This window comes from Streptomyces sp. NPDC091209, from assembly GCF_044757755.1.
Taxonomy (GTDB): domain Bacteria; phylum Actinomycetota; class Actinomycetes; order Streptomycetales; family Streptomycetaceae; genus Streptomyces.
The window spans coordinates 1-23448 of the sequence record NZ_JBIVVR010000019.1 but is presented as its reverse complement, the minus strand read 5'-3'; the positions used below and the strand labels follow the sequence as shown (position 1 = coordinate 23448).

Here is a 23448-nt window from a genome sequence, read left to right as displayed (position 1 = left end):
GTGTTCCATATCGTGAGGCATGCCCGGACGGTCCCCGGTTCCGCCCGCCGCGGTGCCGGTCCGCGGCCCCGCGGCAGCGTCCGTCACCCTCAGACTGCCTCGCGCCGTTGTCGTACGCGAGCCGTACTCTGGGCCCCATGCAGACCTCGTCGGACCGGCACGAGTACCCAGCCCACTGGGAGGCCGACGTGGTGCTGCGCGACGGCGGCACCGCACGCATCAGGCCCATCACCGTCGACGACGCCGAGCGCCTGGTCAGCTTCTACGAGCAGGTGTCCGACGAGTCGAAGTACTACCGCTTCTTCGCGCCCTATCCGCGGCTGTCCGCCAAGGACGTCCACCGGTTCACCCACCACGACTTCGTGGACCGGGTGGGCCTCGCGGTCACGGTGGGCGGCGAGTTCATCGCCACCGTGCGCTACGACCGCATCGACGCCGACGGGATGCCCGCCTCCGCGCCCGCGGACGAGGCCGAGGTCGCCTTCCTCGTGCAGGACGCCCACCAGGGCCGTGGCGTCGCCTCGGCGCTGCTGGAACACATCGCGGCCGTGGCCCGCGAGCGGGACATCCGCCGCTTCGCCGCCGAGGTGCTGCCCGCCAACAACAAGATGATCAAGGTGTTCACGGACGCCGGATACACCCAGAAGCGCAGCTTCGAGGACGGTGTCGTACGCCTGGAGTTCGACCTCGAACCCACCGACCGGTCCCTGGCCGTGCAGCGCGCCCGGGAGCAGCGCGCCGAGGCCCGGTCCGTGCAGCGGCTGCTCGCCCCCGGCTCGGTGGCCGTCATCGGCGCCGGGCGCACGCCCGGCGGGGTCGGCCGCAGCGTCCTCGACAACCTGCGGGACGCCGGATTCACCGGACGGCTGTACGCCGTGAACGCCGCACTCCAGGACAAGGAACTCGACGGAGTCCCGGCCCACCGCTCCATCCGCGACATCGCCGAGCCGGTCGACCTCGCCGTCGTCGCCGTGCCCGCCGAGCACGTCCCCGACGTCGTCACGGAATGCGGCGAACACGGTGTGCAGGGGCTCGTGGTGGTCTCCGCCGGTTACGCCGAGAGTGGTCCCGAAGGACGCGAACGCCAGCGGGAACTCGTGCGGCACGCGCGCACGTACGGGATGCGCATCATCGGGCCCAACGCCTTCGGTGTCATCAACACCTCCCCCGAAGTGCGTCTGAACGCCTCACTCGCGCCGCAGATGCCCCGCCCCGGACGGATCGGCCTGTTCGCGCAGTCCGGCGCCATCGGGATCGCCCTGCTGTCCCGGCTGCACCGGCGCGGCGGCGGCGTCACGGGCGTGACCGGCGTGTCGACGTTCGTCTCCTCCGGGAACCGGGCGGACGTCTCCGGCAACGACGTACTGCAGTACTGGTACGACGACCCGGACACCGACGTCGCCCTGATGTACCTCGAATCCATCGGCAACCCGCGCAAGTTCACCCGCCTCGCACGGCGGACGGCGGCGGCGAAGCCGCTGGTCGTGGTCCAGGGCGCACGGCACGGCGGGGCCGCTCCCCAGGGGCATGCCGTACGGGCCACCCGGCTGCCGCACGCCACCGTGTCCGCGCTGCTGCGCCAGGCCGGAGTGATCCGGGTGGACACGATCACCGAACTCGTCGACGCGGGCCTGCTGCTGGCCCGTCAGCCGCTCCCCAGAGGACCCCGCGTGGCGATCCTCGGGAACTCCGAGTCGCTGGGGCTGCTCACGTACGACGCGTGTCTCTCCGAAGGGCTCAGGCCGCTGCCGCCGAGGGACCTGACCACGGCGGCCTCGGCGGAGGACTTCCACCGGGCGCTGTCGCGGGCCCTCGCCGACGACGGCTGCGACGCCGTCGTCGTGACGGCCATACCGGCGCTGGGGGAGACCTCGGCCGCCGACGCGGCGCTCGCCGAGGCACTCCGGTCCTCCGCGGCGGCGGCTCCGGCGAAGCCCGTACTCGTGGTGCACGTCGAACTGGGCGGCCTCGCCGAGGCACTGTCCGCCGCCGCGAGCACCGCGCCCCAGGCCCCCGCGGCGGCACCGGGAGCGACACCCGGCGCCCGCTTCCACCCCTCGGACCGGTCGCCCGCCGCGGCCCGTCCCGAATCCGCTCCCGACTCCCGGCTCATCCCCGCCTACCCCGCCGCGGAACGCGCCGTCCGCGCCCTCGCCCAAGCCGTCAAGTACGCCCAGTGGCGCATGGACGCCGGCGAGCCCGGCAAGGTGCCCGCATACGAGGACATCGACGAGAAGGGAGCGGCGCAGCTGATCGACGGCCTCCTCGCGCGCGGGGAGGGGCTGACGCTGGGAGGCGAGGAGACGGCGGCACTGCTCGGCCGGTACGGCATCGACGTGCACCGCGCCCTGCCCGCACCCACTCCGGACGACGCCGTCGCGGCCGCCCGGGCCATCGGCTACCCCGTGGCCCTCAAGACCACCGCGCCGCACCTGCGGCACCGCGCCGACCTCGGTGGCGTACGGCTCGACGTGCCGGACGAGGAACAGCTCCGCCGGGCCTACGCGGAGCTGACCGAGCTGTTCGGGACGCCGACCGTGCTGCGCCCGGTCGTGCAGGGGATGGCACCGCGTGGTGTCGACACGGTCGTCCGCGCGGTGATCGACCCGGCGGCCGGAGCGGTGCTCTCCTTCGGGCTCTCCGGAGCCGCCTCCGAACTGCTCGGGGACACGGCGCACCGGCTGATTCCGGTCACCGACCGGGACGCGGCCTCCCTGGTCCGGTCGATCCGGACGGCACCGCTCCTGTTCGGCTGGCGGGGGTCCGCGCCGGTCGACACGGGGGCGCTCGAAGAGCTCATGCTGCGCGTGTCCCGGCTGGTCGACGACCACCCCGAGGTCGTCGCGGTCTCGCTGGAGCCGGTGGTGGTCGCCCCGGCCGGCCTGAGCGTGCTGGGTGCCACGGTACGGCTGGCCCGAGCCCCGCTCCGGGACGACTTCGGCCCCCGGACGCTGCCCGTCGTCTGAGTCCTCCGGGCCGTCGCATTCGCGCCATGACCCCTGCCGACCCTTGCTATGCCCGCGTCGCACCGGTCGCCGTCGCCGATTCGTTCTGATCCGTCCACGACAGACCCATGCGAGCGGTGCCTCGCAGTCAGTGGGCCCCCGTAGGATGGACGGCATGGCCAAGACCAGTACGACGACCCAGGGGCTGCGAGCGGCGATCGAGCGCAGCGGCTACTACCCGGCCCTCGTGGCCGAGGCGGTGGAGGCCGCGATCGGCGGCGAGACCATCCGGTCGTACCTGGTCCACCAGGAGACGACGTTCGACGCGAACGAGGTGCGGCGGCACGTCACGGTGCTCGTCCTCACCGGCAACCGCTTCATCGTGAGCCACACCGACGAGCAGAACGCGGACACCACGTCCCCGACGCCGTACGCCACCACCTCGACGGAATCGGTCAAGCTCGGCCGGATCTCCTCGGTCGTGGTCAGTCGCGTCGTCGCGAACCCGGAGTCGTACACGCCCGGCACGCCGCCCCGCGAAGTGGTCCTGACCATCGGCTGGGGCGCCGTCTCCCGCATCGACCTGGAGCCGGCCGCCTGCGGCGACCCCAACTGCGAGGCGGATCACGGCTACACCGGCAGCTCGACGGCCGACGACCTGAGCCTGCGCGTCAGTGAGGCGGGGGACGGTCCGGAGACCGTCCGCCAGGCCCTCGCCTTCGCGCAGTCCCTCTCCGAGGCGACCGCGGACGTCGCCCGCTGATGGCCCTGCCCACCTGGGACCACCCGGAACCCCTCGCCCTCGACTCCGCCCCCGTCCCCGAGTACGGCGCCGGTTCGCTGGCCGACCTGCTGCCCACGCTCGCGGCCGGCATGTCCGTGCCCGGCGCGACCGCCGCCATACCCGAGCTGACCGAAGCCGACCGGAACGGCGTGTTCCTGATCGACGGCCTCGGCTGGGAGCAGCTCAAGGCCCACCCGGACGAAGCACCCTTCATGACGTCCCTCCTCGCCTCCTCGCGCGGCGGCACGGGGCGTCCGATCACCGCGGGCTACCCGGCCACCACCGCGACCTCCCTCGCCTCCGTCGGCACCGGCCTGCCCCCGGGCGCGCACGGCCTGCCCGGCTACACCGCGCGCAACCCCGCCACCGGCGAGCTGATGAACCAGCTCCGCTGGAACCCGTGGACGGAGCCGCGCGCCTGGCAGCCCTACCCCACCGTCTTCCAGCTCGCCGAGGCCGCGGGGGTGCACACCGCCCAGGTCTCCTCGCCCACCTTCCAGAACACACCGCTGACGAAGATCGCGCTGAGCGGCGGGACGTTCCACGGCCGGCTGTCGGGCGAGGAGCGCATGGACCTCGCCGCCGAGCAACTGGCCGCCGGGGACCGCTCGTTGGTCTACACGTACTACGCGGAGGTGGACGGCAAGGGCCATCGCTTCGGCGTCGACTCGGACCCCTGGCGCGGCCAGCTGATGTACGTCGACCGTCTGGTCCAACGCCTCGCGGAGCAGCTGCCGCCGCGCTCGGCGCTGTACGTCACGGCCGACCACGGCATGATCGACATCCCGTTCGACGAGCAGCACCGCATCGACTTCGACGAGGACTGGGAGCTGCGCGCCGGGGTCGCCCTGCTGGGCGGCGAGGGCCGTGCCCGCCATGTGTACGCGGTCCAGGGCGCCGAGGTGGACGTGCTGACCTGCTGGCGCGAGGTCCTCGGCGAGCAGTTCTGGGTCGCCTCGCGCGACGAGGCGATCGAGGCGGGCTGGTTCGGCCCGCGGATCGACGAGCGGGTGTACGCCCGGCTGGGTGACGTGATCGCGGCCGCCCGGGACGATGTCCTGATCACCGCGTCCGAGCGGGAGCCGAAGGAGTCGCTGATGGTCGGCAACCACGGTTCGATGACCCCGGCCGAGCAGTTGGTGCCCCTCCTCCAAGTGCGTTCCTGACACCCATCCCCTCACCTCCCCTTCCTCGTTGCCGAAAGGTGCTCAACTCCCCATGCCCGAGCTGGTGTTCTTCTCCGGAACCATGGACTGCGGGAAGTCCACGCTGGCTCTCCAGATCGAGCACAACCGCTCGGCGCGGGGTCTGCAGGGCATGATCTTCACGCGCGACGACCGCGCCGGTGAGGGCAAGCTCTCCTCGCGCCTCGGCCTGGTCACCGACGCGGTCGAGGTGGCGGACGACCAGGACCTGTACGCCTATCTGGTCGACCACCTCTCGCAGGGCGGCCGGGCGGACTACGTGATCGCGGACGAGGCGCAGTTCCTGGGCCCCGCTCAGATCGACCAACTGGCCCGCGTCGTCGACGACCTGGGCGTCGACGTGTTCGCCTTCGGGATCACCACCGACTTCCGCTCGAAGCTCTTCCCGGGCTCCCAGCGTCTGGTCGAACTGGCCGACCGCGTCGAGGTCCTCCAGGTCGAGGCCCTGTGCTGGTGCGGCGCCCGCGCCACGCACAACGCCCGCACCGTGGGCGGCGAGATGGTCGTCGAGGGCGCCCAGGTCGTCGTCGGCGACGTCAACCAGCCCGAGAACATCGGCTACGAGGTACTGTGCCGCCGGCACCACCGCCGCCGTATGACGGCCGCCACGGCCCACGCGAGTGCCCTGTCACCCGACGTCCTGCCGATCGCCTCGGTCTGAGGCCTGCTCCCGGAGACCGCTGCCCGAGGTCCGGCGCCTCAGCTCGCCGCTCGTTCCGATACCCGGCGCCTGGCCCGGCATCGGATCGTCAGGCCGGAGGGCTCACCGCGTCAGGTGACGGCATGGATCAGGGAGAACATCGCGCCCTCCGGATCCGCCACCGTCGCCACGCGGCCGTACGGGGAGTCGCGGGGCGCCCGGAGGAGGTGCCCGCCGAGCTCCGTGACCCGGCGTACGGTGTCGTCCAGTTCGGCGGCCTCGAAGTACGTCAGCCAGTGCGGGCCCCGGTCGCGCGGCAGGGCGTTCCCGACGCCGTGGACGCCGGCCACCGGCCGGCCGTCGATGTGCAGCGTCACGTAGTCGAAGTCGGCCGAGACGGTCTGTTCCAGTTCGTAGCCGAAGACCCCCTGGTAGAACTTGATGACGCTCTCGGTGTCGCGCGTCACCAGCTCGTTCCAGGCCGGGGTGCCCGGCACGCCGGTGATCCCCGTTCCGAGGTGGGCCGCCACCTGCCAGATGCCGAAGACGGCGCCCGACGGGTCGGAGGCGATCGCCAGTCGGCCGGCCTCGGCGGCGTCGATCGGGCCCACACCCACCGTGCCGCCGCTGTGCCGTACCGTCTCGGCGGTCTGGTCCACGTCGGCCGAGGCGAAGTAGGGCGTCCAGGCGATCGGCAGGTGCCGGTCGGGCGGCAACTGGCCGATCCCGGCCACCTCGTGGCCGTCGAGAAGGGCCCGCGCGTACGGGCCGAGCTGCTGGGGGCCGGGCTGGAACTCCCAGCCGAACAGCGCTCCGTAGAAGTCCTGGGTCGCGGCCGTCTCATGCACCATCAGGCTCACCCAGCAGGGTGTGCCGGGCGTGTGCCGAGCGGGCGTGGTGCCGTTCGGGCCGGCCGATTCCCGTGCCTCGGTCATCGTCACTCTCTTCTCGGCCCCTTGCGGTGGCCGGTCACCTTCCGCCTGCGGACACGCGTACTCCGTCGCGTGCGTGCGCGCCCCGTGCCGATGTTCGCACCACCGGTCGTGCCGTGCGTCCGGGCCGCGCCGCCGTTGAGCGGCGCGCGGACAGAGGGCGCCCGATCTGCCGTTTCTCGTCCGTTTCAGGGTGATTGCCGCGTGGTGTCCATCGGTTGTACAGCATGTGTCCGATCCCATACGCCTCGTGATCGGACCTGTCCGGCGGAGCAGAGTAGCCGCACATGGACGAAGCGGCCACCCCGTGCGCAAGGATGGTGGCCATGAACGCCATCATCACGTCACCCGAACTCGCGAGTGACCTGGCGGGGCCGAACCCGCCGGTCCTCCTGGACGTCCGCTGGCGGTTGGGCGGTCCCAACCTGCGCTCCGAGTACGAGAACGCGCACATTCCCGGTGCCGTCTTCGTCGATCTGGATTCCGAACTCGCTGGTCCGGCCGGTGCGGCGGGCCGGCATCCGCTTCCCGACCCCGAGGTCTTCGGCGCCGCGATGCGGGCCGCGGGCGTGTCCGAGAACCGCGACGTCGTTGTGTACGACGGCGGGCAGGGCTGGGCCGCCGCGCGTGCCTGGTGGCTGCTGGGCCATTCGGGTCATCCGTCGGTACGCGTGCTCGACGGCGGGTTCGCCGCCTGGAGCGGACCGGTGTCCTCGGAGGTCCCCTCGCCGGAGTCCGGAACGTTCGTACCGGCGCACGGCGCCCGGCCGGCGCTCGACGCGGACGGGGCGGCCGCGCTCGCCCGCACCGGCGTGCTGCTGGACGCCCGCGCGGGGGAGCGGTACCGGGGCGAGGTCGAGCCGATCGATCCGGTCGGCGGGCACATCCCGGGCGCCGTCTCCGCGCCGACCACCGAGAACGTCACGGAGGACGGACGGTTCCTGCCGGCGGCCGAACTCGCGGACCGCTTCAAGTCCTTCGGCGTGACGCCCGCGTCCGAGGTCGGTGTGTACTGCGGCTCCGGGGTCTCGGGCGCCCATGAGGTGCTGGCCCTCGCCGTGGCCGGCATTCCCGCGGCGCTGTACGTGGGTTCGTGGTCGGAGTGGTCCCAGGACGGGAACCGCCCGGTCGCGGTGGGCGCCGACCCGCAGTGACACCCGCGGTACCGCCGCGACGGTGCCCGCAGTACCGGCCGCCGCCGGGCCGTGCCGGGCCCAGCTCTCGGCCGGCCTCTCGGTGCACGACGGAGGGGGCCCGCACCGATCCGGTGCGGGCCCCCTCCGTCGTGGATCCGACTGGTTCTGCCGGTCCTGTCAGTCCTGCTTCTTCCGGCGCGTACCGAAGACGATCTCGTCCCAGCTAGGGACCGCCGCTCTGCGGCCCGGACGGACGCCGTCGGCCTCGGCCTGGCGGTCGGTCGCGCCGACGAGCCGGTCGCGATGGCTGCCGACCGAGCGGGGCATGAGCACGTCCGCGTACGCGGAACCGGCACCCGCCGAGGCGGCGGGAGCCGGGGGCTCCTCCTCCTCGGGTTCGGGGACGGGCTCCTCGGCGGCGGGCCGTTCGGTGGGCCGCTCGGGCACCACCATGTCGCCGCGGAAGCTGGGCACCGCCTCCAGGAGGCTGGTCAGCGAGTCCCGGTCCTCGGCCTCCTCGGCCGGATCCTGGGGAGGCGGGGGCAGGCTCGGCCGCTCCATCTGCCGGTCCAGGGCGCGGTCCAGCGGACGGTCGCGGGGCAGCCGGGCGATCCGCGGCACGAACGGGAAGCTCGGCTCGGGCGCGGCGAGGTCGTCGGACTCGCCGATCAGCGAGCGCGCCTCGTCGTCGACGGCCTGGACGAGCCGCCGGGGCGGGTCGTACGTCCAGCTCGCGGCGTGCGGTTCGCCCGCGACCCGGTAGACCAGCATGACTTCCCAGGTGCCGTCGTCGCGGCGCCAGGAGTCCCACTGGACGGTGTCCTTCTCGGCGCCCCGGATCAGCAGCCGTTCCTGGACGGCCTCGCCGAGCTGGGGTCCGGCGTTCTCTCCGGGGCGGCGGACGGGAGTCTTCCTGGCGCGCTCGGCCATGAAGGCACGCTCGGCCAGCACGGGTCCCTCGAAGCGACGTACGCGATCGACGGGGATACCGGCGAGCTGGGCCACTTCCTCCGCGGAAGCGCCGGCGCGTATACGCGCCTGGATGTCTCGGGGGCGGAGATGGCTCTCCACCTCGATCTCGATCTGGCCGAGGCGGGGACGGTCGCCGCGTACGGCGGCGCGCAGACGCTCGTCAATCGGAAGCGTGTACTCCGTACTGTCCGCAGCCTTCAGCACCAGCCGTGTGCCGTCGTTAGAGACGGCCACGACACGCAGTTCGGGCATGGGGACCTCCCGGGTGGTGCCTGCCGACGTCACGTGCGTCGCTGCTTCCGCTAGTCGAGTGTGGCCTGCCCGGGTGCAGCCTGCCACAACCTTGCCGAGTTGCCCGGCGTGTCGGGCGCGGGCCCGGGGTCGCCGTTATGGCACGGTTACCTATTCGCAACGCTAAGTGACGAACTCCATCACCCTGTGCAACGAGCCCCCTCCCGGCGGTCCTGCAAGGCCCCGGACACCCTGGCGGGAGTCCGGACCCAGGGCTCGCAACAGTACTCCATTCGGGCCACATGCGTGGATCGGCACGCCGCCCAACTTCGAGCGGGGGGTGCTAGTTGGCCGATCTCCGCGCCTTTTCGGCGGTCCTGGAACGTGGCGCACTTCACGTAATCGGTAGAAACGGAACTTATCGTTTCGCCCGTACGTCCCCTTCTCGTGCGGTCGGTCGATCAAGTACGGGAAAGGCAGGCAAGTTCCGGGAATGCGTGAGAAGCCGGATGTCGGCGGCGAGCAGCCGGGTACCGACGTGGAACCGAGGAAGAGGCGACTGGACCTGAGCGTCCCCCAGGTGGCGGGGAGCGCGGTCGCCGCGGTGGTCGCCGCGAAGCTTGCGTCGTACTTCGGCGTCTACGGGACGATCCTGGGCGCCGGATTGGTCAGCGCCGTCGCCACCTGCGGAGGAACGGTCTTCCAGCACTTCTTCAAGCGCACCGGAGAGCAGATCCGTGAGGTGAAGGTGCAGACCAAGCCGAAGCCCCAGCCGCTGCCCGGTCCCTCCGGTGAGTTCACCGAGGGGACCGTCTACCGCGCGCGGGTCAGGAGCTGGAAGAGACCGCTGGTCGCGACCGCTCTGGTCTTCGGCGTCACGATGGCCGGAATCACCACGTACGAAATGGTCTCGGGGCAGAGCTTCAGCGGCGACGGCACCAGTACGACGGTCGGCGACGCCTTCAAGGGGCACAGTGCCGGCTCGGTGAGCCCCGAGCGCGGCACGGCTCCGACGACCGGGTCCTCGCCGTCCTCGGCCCCGGCTTCTCCGGAGGCGCCGGCGCCGTCCGCAGACAGCGGCGGCTCAGGAGACATGGGCGGCGATGGCGGTACGACCGCCGTGCCGACGCCGGGCGACGGCACACCCTCGGCACCGGAGGCCGTGGACGGCACCCCGGCTCCCGCACCGAGTGCGACCGCTACGACCCCAGAACCCTCCGCAAGTAGTCGTTCGCAAAGCGCCGGTCCGGATCGAGCCGGTCCCGCAGCGCGGTGAACTCGCCGAAGCGCGGATAGACCTTGGAGAAGTACTCGGCGTCGCGTGTGTGCACCTTGCCCCAGTGGGGCCGTCCCTCGTGCGCGGTGAAGATCCGCTCGGCCGCGGTGAAGTACGCCTGATAGGGGGTACCTCTGAACATGTGGACGGCGACGTACGCGCTCTCCCGCCCGGAGGCCGTCGAGAGGGTGATGTCGTCGGCGGGCGCGGTCCGCACCTCCACCGGGAAGCTGACCCGCAGGGTCGAGCTGTCGACCATCGACTTCAGCTCGCGCAGCGTCTCGACGAGGGCCTCGCGCGGCACCGCGTACTCCATCTCCACGAACCGCACGCGGCGCGGAGAGGTGAAGACCTTGTACGGAATGTCGGTGTAGGTCCGCGCGGACAGCGCTCGGCTGGAGAGTCCGGCGATCGTCGGGATGGCCGCGGGAACGGCTCGGCCGAGCAGATTCGCCACCTGGAAGGCGCCGTTGGAGAGGAACTCGTCCTCGATCCAGCCGCGGATCGGCCCCACCGGCTTCTCGGGGCCCGCGCTGCGGTTGTTGCGCTTGGTGTTGCAGTTGCCGGTGTGCGGGAACCAGTAGAACTCGAAGTGCTCGTTCTCGGTGAAGAGTTCCTCGAAGTCGGCGGTGACCTTGTCGAAGGTCATCGGTTCCTCGCGGGCCGTGAGCAGGAAGACGGGCTCCACGGCGAAGGTGATCGCGGTGACGATTCCCAGGGCGCCGATCCCCACGCGGGCCGACGCGAAGATCTCGGGGTTCTCGTTCTCGGAGCAGGACAGCACCGAGCCGTCCGCCGTCACCAGTTCAAGACCCGTGATCTGAGCGGCGATCGAGGCCGAGTCCCGCCCAGTGCCGTGCGTGCCGGTGCTGGTCGCCCCCGAGACGGTCTGTTCCATGATGTCGCCCATGTTCGTGAGCGACAGACCCTCGCGTGCGAGGGCCATGTTGAGCCTCTTGAGCGGGGTGCCCGCCTCGACCGTGACCGTCATGGCCGCACGATCGATCTTGCGGATTCCGGTCAACAGTTGAGGACGGATCAACACGCCGTCGGTCGCCGCGGCGGACGTGAAGGAGTGCCCGGTGCCGACGGCCTTCACCGTCAGGCCGTCCTCGGCCGCCTTCCGCACGGCGGCGGAGAGTTCGTCGACCGAGGCAGGGGTGACCTCCCGTACGGGACGGGCGGTGACGTTCCCCGCCCAGTTACGCCACGTGCCGCTCTTCCCGCTCACTGTGTTGCTCATGAGACCCTCCCCGCTGCGGAACCGGCCTGCTGAGCCGGCGATACCCGAGGAAACCGACCGCGACCGCGACGGCCCCGGACACCGCCGGAACCCCGTACCCGGCCTTCGCTCCGGCGGAGTCGATCACCCAGCCGGCCACGGAGGAACCGAGCGCGACCCCGACCGCGAGCCCTGTGCTCACCCAGGTCATGCCTTCGGTCAGTTTCGCGCGAGGTACGTGCTGTTCGATGAGGGACATCGTCGTGATCATCGTGGGAGCGATGGAGAGGCCCGCAACGAACAGCGCCACGGCCAGGAACAGCAAGTTTCCGACCAGTAGGAGGGGGATCATACTCACGGCCATCGCGCATATGCCCAGCAGCCACCTGCCTTCGGCGGCCCCCTTGAAGTGCAGCAGTCCGAAGACGGCCCCCGCGAGGCAGGAGCCCGCGGCGTAGAGGGCCAGGACGACGCTCGCGGCGCCCTTGTGCCCCTGCTCTTCGGCGAAGGCCACGGTGACCACGTCGACGGCTCCGAAGATCGTCCCGGTCGCCACGAACGTGGCCACCAGAACCTGGAGTCCGGCCGAGCGGAGCGCCGAGCCCTCGCCGTGCTGTCCGCGCGGATGCGGCCGGGGCTCCGTGGCGCGCTGGGAGGTCAGCCAGAAGACCCCGGCCGCCAGGAAGCAGGCGGCGAGCAGCGGGCCGGCCTCAGGAAACCACACCGTGGACAGGCCGATGGAGATGATCGGCCCGAAGATGAAGCAGATCTCGTCCACCACGGACTCCAGGGAGTACGCGGTGTGCAGTTGCGGGGTGCCTCCGTAGAGGGCCGCCCAGCGGGCCCGGATCATCGCGCCGATGCTCGGGACGCAGCCGATGCCGGCCGCGCACACGAACAGCACCCAGTCCGGCCACTCGAAGTGCGCCGCGAGCAGCAGTCCCGCGGCCGCCGTGAGCGCGAAGAGCGTCACCGGGCGCAGGACCCGCCGCTGACCGTGCCGGTCCACCATCCGCGAGACCTGCGGGCCCATCGCCGCGGCCGCCAGCGCGATGGTCGCCGAGAGGGCACCGGCGAGACCGTACCGCCCGGTCAGCTGGGAGATCATCGTGACGATGCCGATGCCCATCATGGACAGCGGCATCCTGCCGAGCAGGCCCGCCGTGGAGAAGCCCTTGGAGCCGGGGGCGGCGAACAGGGCGCGGTACGGGCTGGGCACGGGGGACTCCGTCGGCTCGGCTCGGCCCCTCCCGTCACCGCGGGCGGCCCGAACTTCGGTAAGGCGTGAAGCTGGCCGACACAGCTTACGTGTTAGGTGAACCTAACGCACCCCTTCCGGGCCCCCGTTCCGAACGGCCCGCGGGCGCCCTCCGCGCGCCTCGGCGACGGCCCGAGAGCGTCCTCGCACCCGTCTCGCGCGCGCGTGCACAGGGCGCTCGCCCATCCGGCGTCACCGCCGGCACCGCCTCCTCCGGCCCCCCGCCGGTTTTTGCCCCCCAGTGGCGAGTGGCAGGATCGGACCCATGCCAGAAGTGCTCGATGCCACCCCCTACGACGCCCTGCTCCTGCTCTCGTTCGGCGGTCCGGAGGGCCCGGACGAAGTGGTTCCGTTCCTGGAGAACGTGACGCGGGGCAGGGGTATCCCCAAGGAACGGCTCAAGGAGGTCGGGCAGCACTACTTCCTGTTCGACGGGATCAGCCCCATCAACGACCAGAACCGCGCCCTGCTCGACGCGCTGCGCAAGGACTTCGTGGAGCACGCGCTGGACCTGCCGGTCTACTGGGGCAACCGCAACTGGGCGCCGTACCTCACCGACACGCTGCGGGAGATGGCCGCCGACGGGCGACGCCGGATCCTGGTGCTGGCCACCAGCGCCTACGCCTCGTACTCGGGCTGCCGGCAGTACCGCGAGGACCTCGCCGGAGCGCTGGCCGTCCTGGAGGGCGAGGGTCTGGAGCCTCCGAGGATCGACAAGCTGAGGCACTACTTCAACCATCCCGGGTTCGTGGAGCCGATGACCGAGGGTGTCCTCAGGTCGCTGGCCGAGCTGCCCGAGGAGGTCCGGGCGGGCGCGCACCTGGTGTTCACCACGCACTCGATCCCGGTCGCCGCGGCGGACACCTCCGGCCCGGCCGAGGGGCACGGAGACGGCGGCGCGTACGTCAGGCAGCATCTGGACGTGGCCCGGCTGATCGCGCGGGCCGTGCAGGAGGAGACCGGGATCGACCACCCGTGGGAGCTCGTCTACCAGTCGCGTTCCGGGGCCCCGCACATTCCGTGGCTGGAGCCGGACATCTGCGACCACCTGGAGGAGTTGCACGGGGCCGGGGCCGCCGCGGCCGTGATGGTGCCGATCGGATTCGTCTCGGACCACATGGAGGTCCTGTACGACCTGGACACCGAGGCGCGGGCCAAGGCGGCGGAACTGGGGCTGCCGGTGCGCCGTTCGGCCACGGTGGGCTCCGATCCCCGGTTCGCCGCCGCGGTCCGCGACCTGGTGCTGGAGCGCGCCGCGGCCGAGAGCGGGCGGCGGGTGACACGGTGTGCCCTGGGCGCGCTGGGCGCCGGCCACGACCTGTGTCCGGTGGGCTGCTGTCCGGCCCGCACGCCCAAGCCCGCCGCCGCGGGCGCCGACAGCCCCTACGCATGAGGAGCCCCGTGACCGAGCCTCTGCACACCGAACTCCTCCAGCTCGCGCACGAGGCAGCCCGCCGCGCGGGCGCGCTGCTGCGCGACGGCCGCCCGGCCGACCTCGCCGTCGCCGCCACCAAGTCCAGCCCGATCGACGTGGTCACCGAGATGGACATCGCCGCCGAGAAGCTGATCACCACGCTGATCGCCGAGCACCGCCCCCGTGACGGCTTCCTCGGCGAGGAGGGCTCCGCCAGCGAGGGCACCAGCGGCGTCCGCTGGATCGTCGACCCGCTCGACGGCACGGTCAACTACCTGTACGGGCTGCCGACCTGGGCGGTGTCCATCGCGGCCGAACAGGACGGCGAGACGGTCGTCGGCGTCGTGGCGGCACCGATGCGCGGCGAGACCTACCACGCGGTTCGCGGCCGGGGCGCCCGGGCGTCCGGCGCCTGGGTCGGCGAACGCCGGCTGGCCTGCCGTCCGTCGCCGCCGCTCGACCAGGCACTCGTCTCGACCGGCTTCAACTACGTGGCCGAGGTCAAGGCCCATCAGGCCGACGTGGCCCAGCGGCTGATCCCGCTGGTGCGCGACATCCGGCGCTCCGGCTCGGCGGCGGTCGACCTGTGCGACGTCGCGGCCGGCCGCCTCGACGGCTACTACGAACGCGGTCTGCACCCGTGGGACCTCGCGGCGGGGGACCTGATCGCCCGGGAAGCGGGCGCGGTGACCGGTGGACGCCCCGGAGAGCGCCCCGCGGGCGATCTCACGGTGGCGGCCTCCCCGGGCGTCTTCGGGCCCCTCCAGCGCCTCCTGGAGGACTTCGGCGCCTGGCACGACTGACGGCACGGCGGGAAAACGGAGCGGGGCCCCGGTACTGGATCGATACCGGGGCCCCGCTCTCCTGCGTACTGATCAGACGCGCGTGGCGCCGACCTCCACGCCGTGCTCCGCGGCAAGGCGGTGCAGGTCGTCCAGCTCGGCCTGCTCGACCTCCGCGAGGAAGTCGTCGCCTGTTTCGCGAGCCCGCGTCAGGTCGGATTCGGTCGCCCTTATGCGCTGCAGAAGTCCTGCGGTGAATGCGTCCATGCTGCGCCCCCTCGTCCTGGGTCGTGAGTCGGATGGCACGGGGGTGTGCCGATGGGAAGGGGCGATCACGTCTCCGATGGGGTGCCCAGCGCTGCCCGGTCTGGGCGGCGACGGTGCCGGACACCCACGCCCGCTCTGCGGAAGCGGTTGGACGTACCACAATGTGGCTTGCCACATGCAGAGCGTGATCGCGGGGTGTAAAGCCGTCCTCCCCCCGCTCTCTTCCGTGGAAACCTCAACCCGACGAGAAAATCTCGCATTCCCGGTCCCCTGGACGGGCTTCCCTGGCGCCTTCCCCCCGTCTTACAGCCGGTTTATGGCCGAAACGGGCAGGATGGAGCTCTCATCCGTGACGGACCTGCCCGCGTGGTGCGCTGAAGCGCGCCCCGCCGGTGGACAGAGGAAGGACAAGCGACGTGCGCGTACTCGTCGTCGAGGACGAGCAGCTGCTCGCCGATGCGGTGGCCACCGGACTGCGCCGGGAGGCCATGGCCGTCGACGTCGTGTACGACGGCGCGGCCGCACTGGAGCGCATCGGGGTCAACGACTACGACGTCGTGGTCCTCGACCGTGACCTCCCGCTCGTTCACGGCGACGACGTCTGCCGCAAGATCGTCGAGCTCGGCATGCCCACGCGTGTGCTGATGCTGACCGCGTCCGGCGACGTCAGCGACCGTGTCGAGGGCCTGGAGATCGGCGCCGACGACTACCTCCCGAAGCCGTTCGCGTTCAGCGAGCTGACGGCACGCGTGCGCGCCCTCGGACGTCGTACGAGCGTGCCGCTGCCGCCGGTCCTGGAGCGGGCCGGGATCAAACTCGACCCCAACCGCCGCGAGGTCTTCCGCGACGGCAAGGAGGTCCAGCTCGCTCCCAAGGAGTTCGCCGTCCTGGAAGTGCTGCTGCGCAGCGAGGGGGCTGTCGTCTCCGCGGAACAGCTCCTGGAGAAGGCCTGGGACGAGAACACGGACCCGTTCACCAACGTCGTGCGCGTGACCGTCATGACGCTGCGCCGCAAGCTCGGCGAGCCTGCCGTGATCGTCACCGTGCCCGGCTCCGGTTACAGGATCTGATCCACCGTGACCACCACCCCCGCGCCGCCCGCGGCGCCTCCGAAGCCCACCTGGGACCCCAGAAGGGCGGAGCCGCCCTTCCCCTGGCTGCGCCCCACGATCCGCATACGGCTCACGCTGCTGTACGGCGGCATGTTCCTGATCGCCGGCATCATGCTGCTGTCGATCATCTACCTGCTCGCGGCGCAGGCGCTGAACGTCGGCAGCGAGCTCCCCTTCAAGATCATTTCGGGGCAGGTCGGCAGCAGCACCTGCAACCTCCCGTCGGCTCCCTCGGCGGACGAGCTCAACCACGCGATGGCCGACTGCGTGAACCAGCAGCGCCAGCACGCTCTGGACGACCTGCTCAGCCGCTCCCTGCTGGCCCTGCTCGGCCTCGCGGTCATCGCCTTCGCCTTCGGCTACGCGATGGCGGGACGCGTCCTTTCGCCGCTCGGCCACATCACCCGCACCGCGCGCGCGGTGGCCGGCTCCGACCTGTCGCGGCGGATCGAGCTGGACGGCCCGGACGACGAGCTGAAGGAGCTCGCGGACACCTTCGACGACATGCTGGAGCGACTGCAGCGGGCCTTCACCGCCCAGCAGCGGTTCGTCGGGAACGCCTCGCACGAACTGCGCACACCGCTCGCGATCAACCGCACGCTCCTGGAGGTGCACCTCTCGGGTCCGGGGGTGTCGACGGAGCTGCAGCAACTGGGCAAGACGCTGCTCGCCACCAACGAACGCAGCGAGCAGCTCGTCGAGGGCCTGCTGCTGCTCGCCCGGAGCGACAACCAGATCGTCGAGCGCAAGCCCGTGGACCTCGCCGAGGTCGCCTCGCAGGCCGTCGACCAGGTGCACGCCGAGGCGGAGGCCAAGGGCGTGAAGATCCGCGGACGGCGGGCTCCGGTGATCGTCCAGGGCAACGGCGTCCTCCTGGAGCGGATCGCGCTGAACCTCGTCCAGAACGCCGTTCGGTACAACGTGCCGAAGGACGGCTGGGTCGAGGTCACGACCGACACACAGCAGGGCCGGGCGGTCCTGGAGGTGTCGAACACGGGACCGGTGGTTCCCGCGTACGAGGTCGACAATCTTTTCGAGCCCTTCCGACGGCTGCGTACGGAGCGCACGGGCAGCGACAAGGGCGTGGGCCTCGGCCTGTCGATCGCCCGCTCGGTGGCCCGTGCGCACGGAGGCCATATCGTCGCTCAGCCCCGTGAAGGGGGTGGGCTCGTGATGCGCGTCACCCTTCCCATCTGAGACCATGTCGCGGACACGCGGCGATGTTCGCTTTGCGCGGAATTTTCTGGTCACTCACTCGAGTGACCCGTGTGTGATCAATCACAAGGGCGATTTTTGGTCCATCTACTCTCCGTGATCATGCAGGCTGCCGGAAAGCCGGGAAAATCCGGGTTTTCGGGGGTCCTGATCACGGGAAGTACACGGTGGGGCGCCTTTGGAGTGCGGCCTCAGGACCGTGTACGGTCCGCATCGCCATCCAAGCCGAGTGCTCTTGAGGAGTCCGGTTGGGTGTCGATTGAGTAACAGACCTTGATGTGAGGCAAAATCTCCGCCTCGGGTCGGGCACAAGTCCGGCCTCTCACGCGTTACGTGCGCTGGAGACACTGCAGACACCCAGAGGGGGAGAGCGACAATGGCAACGGATTACGACACCCCGCGCAAGACCGACGACGACGTCGACTCGGACAGCCTTGAAGAACTGAAGGCTCGCCGGAACGACAAGTCGACTTCGTCTGTCGACGTAGATGAGTTCGAGGCCGCAGAAGGCCTGGAGCTGCCCGGTGCGGACCTCTCGAACGAAGAGCTGGCCGTCCGGGTGCTGCCCAAGCAGCAGGACGAGTTCACTTGCATGAGCTGCTTCCTGGTGCACCACCGCAGCCAGCTGGCCCGCGAGAAGAACGGTCAGCCGATCTGCCGCGACTGCGACTGAGGCAGGGTCGGCCGTGACTGGCTCGACCCCACCTTGGAAGCGCCGCCTCCCCTCCGGGGCGGCGGACGAAGGGTCCTTCACGGGCCCTGAAGGCGTGCGTGACGACGAGCGGGGCTCTTCCGAACAGGGATCAGCCTCGCTCGACCGAGCGGGCGCCACAGACGGCCTGACGGCCCTCACGGACACTCCCGCGCCCGCCGCAAGGCGTCGCGCGGCGGCTGTCCGGGACGTGCTCAGGAGGGGCGTCACGAAGAGCGGTGTCCGGGCCAGGGCGGGCCTCGCGTATGTCACCGACCGCATCATCGACATCGCCCCGAGGATTCCCGTACGGGACCTCGCCACCCTCCGCAGACAGTTCCCGGGCCTCGGTCCCGAGGAACTCGCGGACAAACTCATCACGGGCGCCGCCGCCGCGACGTCCACCGTCGGCGCCGGGATCGGCGCCGCCGCGATGCTGCCGGTGCCGCCTGCCATGCCCACGGAGCTGGCCGCCGAGATCACCGCCGTCGCCGCCATCGAGCTGAAGCTGATCGCCGAACTCCACGAGGTCTACGGCCTGCGTCCGCCGGGCAGCCTCAAGCAGCGGAGCACCGCGTATCTGCACTCCTGGTCGGGCGAGCGCGGCATCGACGTGGCCAGACCCGTGACGATCAACGCCGCGCTGGGCGGCCAGATGAAGCGCGAGCTGCGCCAGCAGATCATGAAGCGGACGTTTCGGGACCTGCCCAACCTGATGCCGTTCATGGTCGGAGCGGCGGTCGGGGCGGTGATGAACCGGCGCGACACCAGACGCGTGGCGGGCCACATCCGCAAGGACCTGCGCAGGATGCAGGTGCCGTGGGACGCGCTTCCGGAGCTGCCACCGCTGGAGAAACCGACGGATCCCGTCCGGATCGGAGAGATCCCCACAGACCTGGGGCAGTGAGACCGCCGGCGTGGCGGCGCCCCACCACCGTCCGTCCGCGCTGTGCCGACCGCTCCCTTCGCCGGCTTCTGCCCAGAGTCCGCCGGACCCTGTGAAGGGTTCGGCGTCCCGCGAGCGGGGCCCGCGGCATGCCCCGCGCCCGTGGCACGCCGGCGGCCGAGCGGATGGGCGGATCACCCAGGGAAGAGCCGACGGTGATCCAACGGCTGCCCGGAGCCCGGAGCTCTAGCTCTCCGGGGTTCGGGCCGCTGCCCGTGCCGTCTCCAGGGCGGCGACCAGGCGTTCCGGCTCCCGCGTCGACAGGTACAGGTACGGAGTCGGGTCCGCCGGGTCCGTGACCTGGACACGCAGGGCCGTGGGGATGTACGAGCGCAGGAGCATGAAGGCGCGGGTGTCGGCCTTGTAGGTGCGCCAGGCGCGCGCCTCCTCCGGGTCCATGATCTCCGCGTCACCGAGGGCCGACACCGGGATCCTGGCGTCGCCGGCGATCAGCGAGTCACCGACCACGCGGATGCGGATCGAGCCGTACGCACTGGCCGCGACCCCCGCGAACGCGGTGCCGCCGACCAGCGCTCCGAGCATCGGCAGCGTGCCGAACGGCAGGAAGACCAGGGCCAGCGCGATCCCGGTCAGGAAGCTGATCAGCCACCACGACCGGGGTGCGGTGAGGCGTTCTTCGTACGGGGAGGCGGAGAGCTGCATGAGGCCAAGCTTGGCACGGTGCGAACACTTGGTGGACGCGCGGGTAAGGTCTGCGCCTGTGAGTGGTACTTCCGCAGCTCTGACGCCTCCCGCCGACGCCGTCGCGCCGGTGCGGCACCCTGACGCGCCCGCCCCCGGAGAGCTCCTCGGAGCACACTACGAACAGTGTTTCGGGTGTGGTGGGGAGCAGCCCCACGGACTCCATCTGGAGGCCCGCGCGGGCGACGGGGTCCGGGTCACGGCGGAGTTCACCGTGCGGCCCGTGCATCAGGGCGCCCCGGGGCTCGCGCACGGCGGCGTTCTCGCCACCGCGCTCGACGAGACGCTCGGCTCGCTGAACTGGCTGCTGCGGACGGTGGCCGTGACGGGACGCCTGGAGACCGATTTCCGGCGCCCGGTACCCGTGGACACCGTGCTGTATCTGGAGGCCGAGGTCACCGCGGTGGCCGGCCGGAAGATCTACTGCACCGCCACCGGGCGGACCGGCGGCCCCGACGGGCCCGTCGCCGTCCGCGCGGACGCCCTCTTCGTCGAGGTGAAGGTCGACCACTTCATCGACAACGGCCGCCCGGAGGAGATCCGCGCGGCGATGAACGACCCGGACCAGATCCGGCGAGCCCGTGCCTTCGAGGTGAACCCGTGACCCGTAGTCCCGGGGCCCCTGAGCCCCGCCAAGAAGTCGACGTTCTGATCCGGCGCGTCGATCCGGAGGTCCCACTTCCCGAGTACGCGCACCCCGGTGACGCGGGAGCCGATCTTCGTACCACCGAGAGCCGGGAGCTTCAGCCCGGTGAACGGGCCGTGCTGCCGACGGGAGTGTCCATCGCGCTCCCCGAGGGCTACGCGGCCTTCGTGCACCCGCGCTCCGGCCTGGCCGCCCGCTGCGGCGTCGCCCTCGTGAATGCCCCGGGGACGGTTGATGCCGGGTACCGTGGGGAGATCAAGGTGATCGTGGTGAATCTCGATCCGCGCGAGTCCGTGCGGTTCGAGCGCTTCGACCGGATTGCTCAACTGGTCGTCCAGCAAGTCGAGAAGGTCCGCTTCCAGGAGGTCGCGGAACTCCCCGACTCGGCGCGGGCCGCAGGGGGCTTCGGGTCCACCGGCGGTCATGCCGCCGTGGACAGCACAACGGGTGGGAATCGATACGCTTCGGTCGTATCCGACCGGGAAGGACAGTGACGTGTTCGGACGTCGCAAGAAGGGCAGTGCCGCCGAGGACGCGGCGGGCGAGGCCGAGCAGGTCGTCGACGGCATCGACACTGAGGCGGACGAGGAGCGCGAGCGCGTGAGGCTCGAGCCCGAGCCGCGCCCCGACGGGCCCTGGGACAATGAAGAGGTCCGTGACCCGGCCGAGGGCCGGGTGGACCTGGGCGGTCTTTTCGTGCCCGGAGTCGACGGCATGGAGCTGCGGGTCGAGGTCGCGGGCGACGCGATCGTCGCGGCGACCGTCGTCGTCAACGACAGCGCCGTGCAGCTTCAGGCCTTCGCCGCTCCCAAGCGTGAGGGCATCTGGGGCGAGGTACGCGAGGAGATCGCCTCCGGGATCACCCAGCAGGGCGGTGTCATCGACGAGGTCGAGGGCCCGCTGGGCTGGGAGCTGCGGGCGCAGGTACCGGTCCAGCTGCCGGACGGCACGGGCGGTTTCCAGGTCGTGCGATTCGTCGGCGTGGACGGTCCCCGCTGGTTCCTGCGCGGAGTGATCTCCGGGCAGGGCGCGGTTCAGCCGCAGGCCGCGGGCCTGCTGGAGCAGATCTTCCGGGACACGGTCGTCGTCCGCGGTGAGGGCCCGATGGCCCCGCGCGACCCGATCGTCCTGAAGCTGCCGAACGACGCGCAGATGGTCCCCGAGGGCGTTCAGCAGGAGGACCAGAGCGGCTCCCGCTTCTCCGGCGGCATGGGGCAGCTCCAGCGCGGACCGGAGATCACCGAGGTCCGCTAGACAGGCGAACAGACAGACAGGCGGGCCGCATCCCCACGGGATGCGGCCCTTTCCTGTTGTGCGGGTTCCCGCGCGCAGCGCATATCGTCGGGTTCTTGTATGTGAACAGTGGTTGAGCAGCAGATCTTTCTTCAAGCCTTGACGGAAGCCTGGTCCGTACCTATGGTCACCGGCCAGCACGGCTGTTCAGCATGCGTGATTCACATACAAGAACGGATGGCTCTGCATGTCCGACACCCCCACTCGGCATCGCCGCGGACGGCGCCCCGCTCTCCTCGTCACCGTCGCCGCCGCGGCCGCCGCACTCGTGGGCACCCTGCTGTCCTGGCCCGGCGCGCAGCGCGCCGACGCGGCGCCCGCCACCTTCGTCCACCCCGGAGTCACCGTCTCCAGAGGGCAGCTCGACTTCGCCCGCACCGAGGTCCTGGCAGGCGCGCAGCCGTGGAAGGGCGCCTACGACCAGATGATGGCGAGCAAGTACGCCTCGCTCACGCGCACCCCCACGCCCCGCGCGACGGTCGAGTGCGGCTCGTACTCCAACCCGAACTACGGCTGCACCGACGAGCGCGAGGACGCGATAGCCGCGTACACCGACGCCCTCGCCTGGTACGTCACCCGCGACGACCGCTACGCCAAGAAGGCCATCGAGCTGATGGACGCCTGGTCCGCGGTGATCAAGGCGCACACCAACAGCAACGCGCCCCTGCAGACCGGCTGGGCCGGCTCCTCCTGGCCCAAGGCCGCCGAGATCATCAAATACACGTACACCGGCTCCTGGGCGAACTCCGGCCGCTTCGCGACCATGCTGCGCGACGTCTACCTGCCCGAGATCATCAACGGCTCCAACTCCAACGGCAACTGGGAGCTGTCGATGATGGAGGCCGCGGTCGGCATCTCCGTCTTCCTGGAGGACAAGACGTCGTACGACAAGGCCATGGCGAAGTTCCGGACGCGTACGGCGGCGTACGTCTATCTCTCCGCCGACGGCGCCGTGCCGAAGACGGTGCCGAGCCAGAATCTCGACACCACCGCGAAGATCGTCAGCTACTGGCAGGGGCAGTCCACCTTCGTCACCGGTCTCACCCAGGAGACCTGCCGCGACTTCACCCACACCGGGTACGGCATCTCCGCCATCTCGCACATCGCCGAGACCAGCCGTATCCAGGGACAGGACCTGTACGGCACCGACGTCGGCGAGCGGCTGCGCCAGGCGCTCGGGTTCCAGTCGAAGTACCAGCTGGGTACGGCGGTGCCCAGCTGGCTGTGCGGCGGCTCGCTGAACCTCGGGCTCGGCCCGGTCACCGAGGTCGGCTACAACGCCCTGCACAACCGTCTGGGCATCGCGATGACCAACACCCAGACGCTCACCCAGCAGAACCGCCCGGCGGGCAGCGACAACCTCTTCGTGGCGTGGGAGACGCTGACGCACGGCGACAATCCCGCGTGAACCGAAGCGGGGGTCCCGTCCGATGAACCATTGAGGGACCGGGCGTCCGGTCGCGACACCGACGCCCGGTCCCTCAATGGCGGGACCCTGTTCGACCCGGCCGACCTGGCGTACCGGGGTGTGCGGTCCCGAGCGGGCCGTAAGGGGTTGTTCGGGGCATCAGGGTTGCGTCAAAGACGTTCCCCGGCCGGACGATCGTCCCTTTCGTCGGGAATCTTGGCCGTAAGGTCGACGCTGCGTACACAGCGGTGACAGGAAGACAATAGAGCTCATGGGACGCGGCAAGCTTCGGATCTATCTCGGTGCGGCACCGGGTGTCGGCAAGACGTACGCGATGCTCTCCGAGGCGCATCGCCGCGTCGAGCGGGGGA

At 71.0% G+C, this 23448-nt stretch carries 23 protein-coding genes; 17 read left to right on the top strand and 6 right to left on the bottom strand.

Annotated elements, in window-relative coordinates; all coding sequences use genetic code 11:
• The first annotated feature begins 137 nt into the window (after positions 1-137).
• The 4 genes from ACIQRL_RS37045 (at position 138) to ACIQRL_RS37030 (ending at position 5595) form a co-directional block, all read left to right on the top strand.
• A complete protein-coding gene (locus ACIQRL_RS37045) occupies positions 138-2966 on the top strand; it encodes a GNAT family N-acetyltransferase (protein ID WP_401340001.1) in 2829 nt (942 codons plus the stop codon).
• 154 nt (positions 2967-3120) lie between these two features.
• Entirely contained in the window at positions 3121-3708 is a 588-nt protein-coding gene (locus ACIQRL_RS37040; RefSeq protein ID WP_401339999.1) for a DUF5998 family protein, read from the top strand.
• Positions 3708-4895, top strand: a complete 1188-nt coding sequence (locus tag ACIQRL_RS37035; RefSeq protein ID WP_401339997.1) for an alkaline phosphatase family protein — start codon at positions 3708-3710, stop codon at positions 4893-4895. The genes ACIQRL_RS37040 and ACIQRL_RS37035 overlap by 1 nt, the downstream gene beginning before the upstream one ends.
• 52 nt (positions 4896-4947) lie before the next feature.
• Complete coding sequence (locus ACIQRL_RS37030; protein WP_401339995.1) at positions 4948-5595, top strand: thymidine kinase; 648 nt, start codon at positions 4948-4950, stop codon at positions 5593-5595.
• 110 nt (positions 5596-5705) lie between these two features.
• Here the strand turns inward: ACIQRL_RS37030 and ACIQRL_RS37025 are convergent, their stop codons facing one another.
• Positions 5706-6509 carry a VOC family protein gene (locus tag ACIQRL_RS37025; protein WP_401339993.1) on the bottom strand — a complete coding sequence of 268 codons (804 nt, stop codon included), beginning with the start codon at positions 6507-6509 and terminating at the stop codon, positions 5706-5708.
• Positions 6510-6832: 323 nt separating this feature from the next.
• Here ACIQRL_RS37025 and ACIQRL_RS37020 point away from each other — a divergent pair, with 323 nt between their 5' ends.
• On the top strand, positions 6833-7660 hold the full coding sequence (locus ACIQRL_RS37020; RefSeq protein WP_401339990.1) for a sulfurtransferase: 828 nt from the start codon (positions 6833-6835) through the stop codon (positions 7658-7660).
• A gap of 159 nt (positions 7661-7819) precedes the next feature.
• Here ACIQRL_RS37020 and sepH read toward each other — a convergent pair whose 3' ends face one another.
• Complete coding sequence (sepH, locus tag ACIQRL_RS37015) at positions 7820-8866, bottom strand: septation protein SepH (RefSeq protein WP_401339987.1); 1047 nt, start codon at positions 8864-8866, stop codon at positions 7820-7822.
• A 472-nt stretch (positions 8867-9338) separates the two neighbouring features.
• On the opposite strand from sepH, the gene ACIQRL_RS37010 reads away from it, so the two are divergent.
• Positions 9339-10121: a hypothetical protein gene (locus tag ACIQRL_RS37010; protein ID WP_401339984.1), complete on the top strand. Its 783-nt coding sequence runs from the start codon at positions 9339-9341 to the stop codon at positions 10119-10121.
• Here the strand turns inward: ACIQRL_RS37010 and ACIQRL_RS37005 are convergent.
• Both ACIQRL_RS37005 and ACIQRL_RS37000 read right to left on the bottom strand, forming a co-directional pair.
• On the bottom strand, positions 10045-11364 hold the full coding sequence (locus ACIQRL_RS37005; protein ID WP_401339982.1) for a D-arabinono-1,4-lactone oxidase: 1320 nt from the start codon (positions 11362-11364) through the stop codon (positions 10045-10047). The genes ACIQRL_RS37010 and ACIQRL_RS37005 overlap by 77 nt on opposite strands.
• The gene (locus ACIQRL_RS37000) at positions 11324-12562 is read right to left on the bottom strand and encodes an MFS transporter (protein ID WP_401339979.1); all 1239 of its coding nucleotides are present in this window, start codon (positions 12560-12562) and stop codon (positions 11324-11326) included. Before ACIQRL_RS37000 ends, ACIQRL_RS37005 begins: the two co-directional genes overlap by 41 nt.
• A 304-nt stretch (positions 12563-12866) precedes the next feature.
• Between ACIQRL_RS37000 and ACIQRL_RS36995 the strand changes: the two genes are divergently transcribed.
• Positions 12867-13994 (top strand): ferrochelatase, encoded by a 1128-nt coding sequence (locus tag ACIQRL_RS36995; RefSeq protein ID WP_401339976.1) that lies wholly within the window; start codon positions 12867-12869, stop codon positions 13992-13994.
• Positions 13995-14002: 8 nt separating this feature from the next.
• Complete coding sequence (locus ACIQRL_RS36990; protein ID WP_401339973.1) at positions 14003-14818, top strand: inositol monophosphatase family protein; 816 nt, start codon at positions 14003-14005, stop codon at positions 14816-14818.
• Positions 14819-14890: 72 nt separating this feature from the next.
• Here the strand turns inward: ACIQRL_RS36990 and ACIQRL_RS36985 are convergent, their stop codons facing one another.
• Positions 14891-15064 carry a hypothetical protein gene (locus ACIQRL_RS36985; RefSeq protein ID WP_167459062.1) on the bottom strand — a complete coding sequence of 58 codons (174 nt, stop codon included), beginning with the start codon at positions 15062-15064 and terminating at the stop codon, positions 14891-14893.
• Positions 15065-15480: 416 nt separating this feature from the next.
• Between ACIQRL_RS36985 and ACIQRL_RS36980 the strand changes: the two genes are divergently transcribed.
• The 4 genes from ACIQRL_RS36980 to ACIQRL_RS36965 all read left to right on the top strand — a co-directional run bounded on the left by ACIQRL_RS36980 (position 15481) and on the right by ACIQRL_RS36965 (position 18989).
• Positions 15481-16134, top strand: coding sequence for a response regulator transcription factor (locus ACIQRL_RS36980; RefSeq protein ID WP_103549594.1), 654 nt, complete (start codon positions 15481-15483; stop codon positions 16132-16134).
• Between the two features lie 6 nt (positions 16135-16140).
• Positions 16141-17373: a sensor histidine kinase gene (locus ACIQRL_RS36975; protein WP_401339968.1), complete on the top strand. Its 1233-nt coding sequence runs from the start codon at positions 16141-16143 to the stop codon at positions 17371-17373.
• 394 nt (positions 17374-17767) lie between these two features.
• Positions 17768-18064, top strand: a complete 297-nt coding sequence (locus ACIQRL_RS36970) for a DUF4193 domain-containing protein (protein ID WP_003997302.1) — start codon at positions 17768-17770, stop codon at positions 18062-18064.
• A gap of 13 nt (positions 18065-18077) precedes the next feature.
• A complete protein-coding gene (locus ACIQRL_RS36965) occupies positions 18078-18989 on the top strand; it encodes a hypothetical protein (protein WP_401339965.1) in 912 nt (303 codons plus the stop codon).
• 225 nt (positions 18990-19214) lie between these two features.
• On the opposite strand, the gene ACIQRL_RS36960 is transcribed toward ACIQRL_RS36965, so the two are convergent.
• Positions 19215-19691, bottom strand: coding sequence for a DUF3093 domain-containing protein (locus ACIQRL_RS36960; RefSeq protein ID WP_401339962.1), 477 nt, complete (start codon positions 19689-19691; stop codon positions 19215-19217).
• A gap of 58 nt (positions 19692-19749) precedes the next feature.
• Here ACIQRL_RS36960 and ACIQRL_RS36955 point away from each other — a divergent pair, with 58 nt between their 5' ends.
• The 5 genes from ACIQRL_RS36955 to ACIQRL_RS36935 all read left to right on the top strand — a co-directional run.
• Entirely contained in the window at positions 19750-20334 is a 585-nt protein-coding gene (locus tag ACIQRL_RS36955) for a PaaI family thioesterase (RefSeq protein WP_401339959.1), read from the top strand.
• A complete protein-coding gene (dut, locus tag ACIQRL_RS36950; RefSeq protein WP_401339956.1) occupies positions 20331-20870 on the top strand; it encodes a dUTP diphosphatase in 540 nt (179 codons plus the stop codon). The genes ACIQRL_RS36955 and dut overlap by 4 nt, the downstream gene beginning before the upstream one ends.
• Before the next feature lies 1 nt (position 20871).
• On the top strand, positions 20872-21630 hold the full coding sequence (locus ACIQRL_RS36945) for a DUF3710 domain-containing protein (RefSeq protein ID WP_401339954.1): 759 nt from the start codon (positions 20872-20874) through the stop codon (positions 21628-21630).
• A 226-nt stretch (positions 21631-21856) separates the two neighbouring features.
• On the top strand, positions 21857-23077 hold the full coding sequence (locus ACIQRL_RS36940; RefSeq protein ID WP_401339952.1) for an alginate lyase family protein: 1221 nt from the start codon (positions 21857-21859) through the stop codon (positions 23075-23077).
• Positions 23078-23348: 271 nt separating this feature from the next.
• Positions 23349-23448: hypothetical protein (locus tag ACIQRL_RS36935; protein ID WP_401340211.1), on the top strand; the 100-nt coding region annotated here is incomplete at its 3' end.

What these genes read in the sequence shown, in the direction of transcription:
- ACIQRL_RS37045 (WP_401340001.1), top strand. Translation starts at nt 138, where the DNA reads ATGCAGACCTCGTCGGACCGGCACGAGTACCCAGCCCACTGGGAGGCC.
- ACIQRL_RS37040 (WP_401339999.1), top strand. Translation starts at nt 3,121, where the DNA reads ATGGCCAAGACCAGTACGACGACCCAGGGGCTGCGAGCGGCGATCGAG.
- ACIQRL_RS37035 (WP_401339997.1), top strand. Translation starts at nt 3,708, where the DNA reads ATGGCCCTGCCCACCTGGGACCACCCGGAACCCCTCGCCCTCGACTCC.
- ACIQRL_RS37030 (WP_401339995.1), top strand. Translation starts at nt 4,948, where the DNA reads ATGCCCGAGCTGGTGTTCTTCTCCGGAACCATGGACTGCGGGAAGTCC.
- ACIQRL_RS37025 (WP_401339993.1), bottom strand. Translation starts at nt 6,509, where the DNA reads ATGACCGAGGCACGGGAATCGGCCGGCCCGAACGGCACCACGCCCGCT.
- ACIQRL_RS37020 (WP_401339990.1), top strand. Translation starts at nt 6,833, where the DNA reads ATGAACGCCATCATCACGTCACCCGAACTCGCGAGTGACCTGGCGGGG.
- sepH (WP_401339987.1), bottom strand. Translation starts at nt 8,866, where the DNA reads ATGCCCGAACTGCGTGTCGTGGCCGTCTCTAACGACGGCACACGGCTG.
- ACIQRL_RS37010 (WP_401339984.1), top strand. Translation starts at nt 9,339, where the DNA reads ATGCGTGAGAAGCCGGATGTCGGCGGCGAGCAGCCGGGTACCGACGTG.
- ACIQRL_RS37005 (WP_401339982.1), bottom strand. Translation starts at nt 11,364, where the DNA reads ATGAGCAACACAGTGAGCGGGAAGAGCGGCACGTGGCGTAACTGGGCG.
- ACIQRL_RS36995 (WP_401339976.1), top strand. Translation starts at nt 12,867, where the DNA reads ATGCCAGAAGTGCTCGATGCCACCCCCTACGACGCCCTGCTCCTGCTC.
- ACIQRL_RS36985 (WP_167459062.1), bottom strand. Translation starts at nt 15,064, where the DNA reads ATGGACGCATTCACCGCAGGACTTCTGCAGCGCATAAGGGCGACCGAA.
- ACIQRL_RS36970 (WP_003997302.1), top strand. Translation starts at nt 17,768, where the DNA reads ATGGCAACGGATTACGACACCCCGCGCAAGACCGACGACGACGTCGAC.
- ACIQRL_RS36960 (WP_401339962.1), bottom strand. Translation starts at nt 19,691, where the DNA reads ATGCAGCTCTCCGCCTCCCCGTACGAAGAACGCCTCACCGCACCCCGG.
- ACIQRL_RS36940 (WP_401339952.1), top strand. Translation starts at nt 21,857, where the DNA reads ATGTCCGACACCCCCACTCGGCATCGCCGCGGACGGCGCCCCGCTCTC.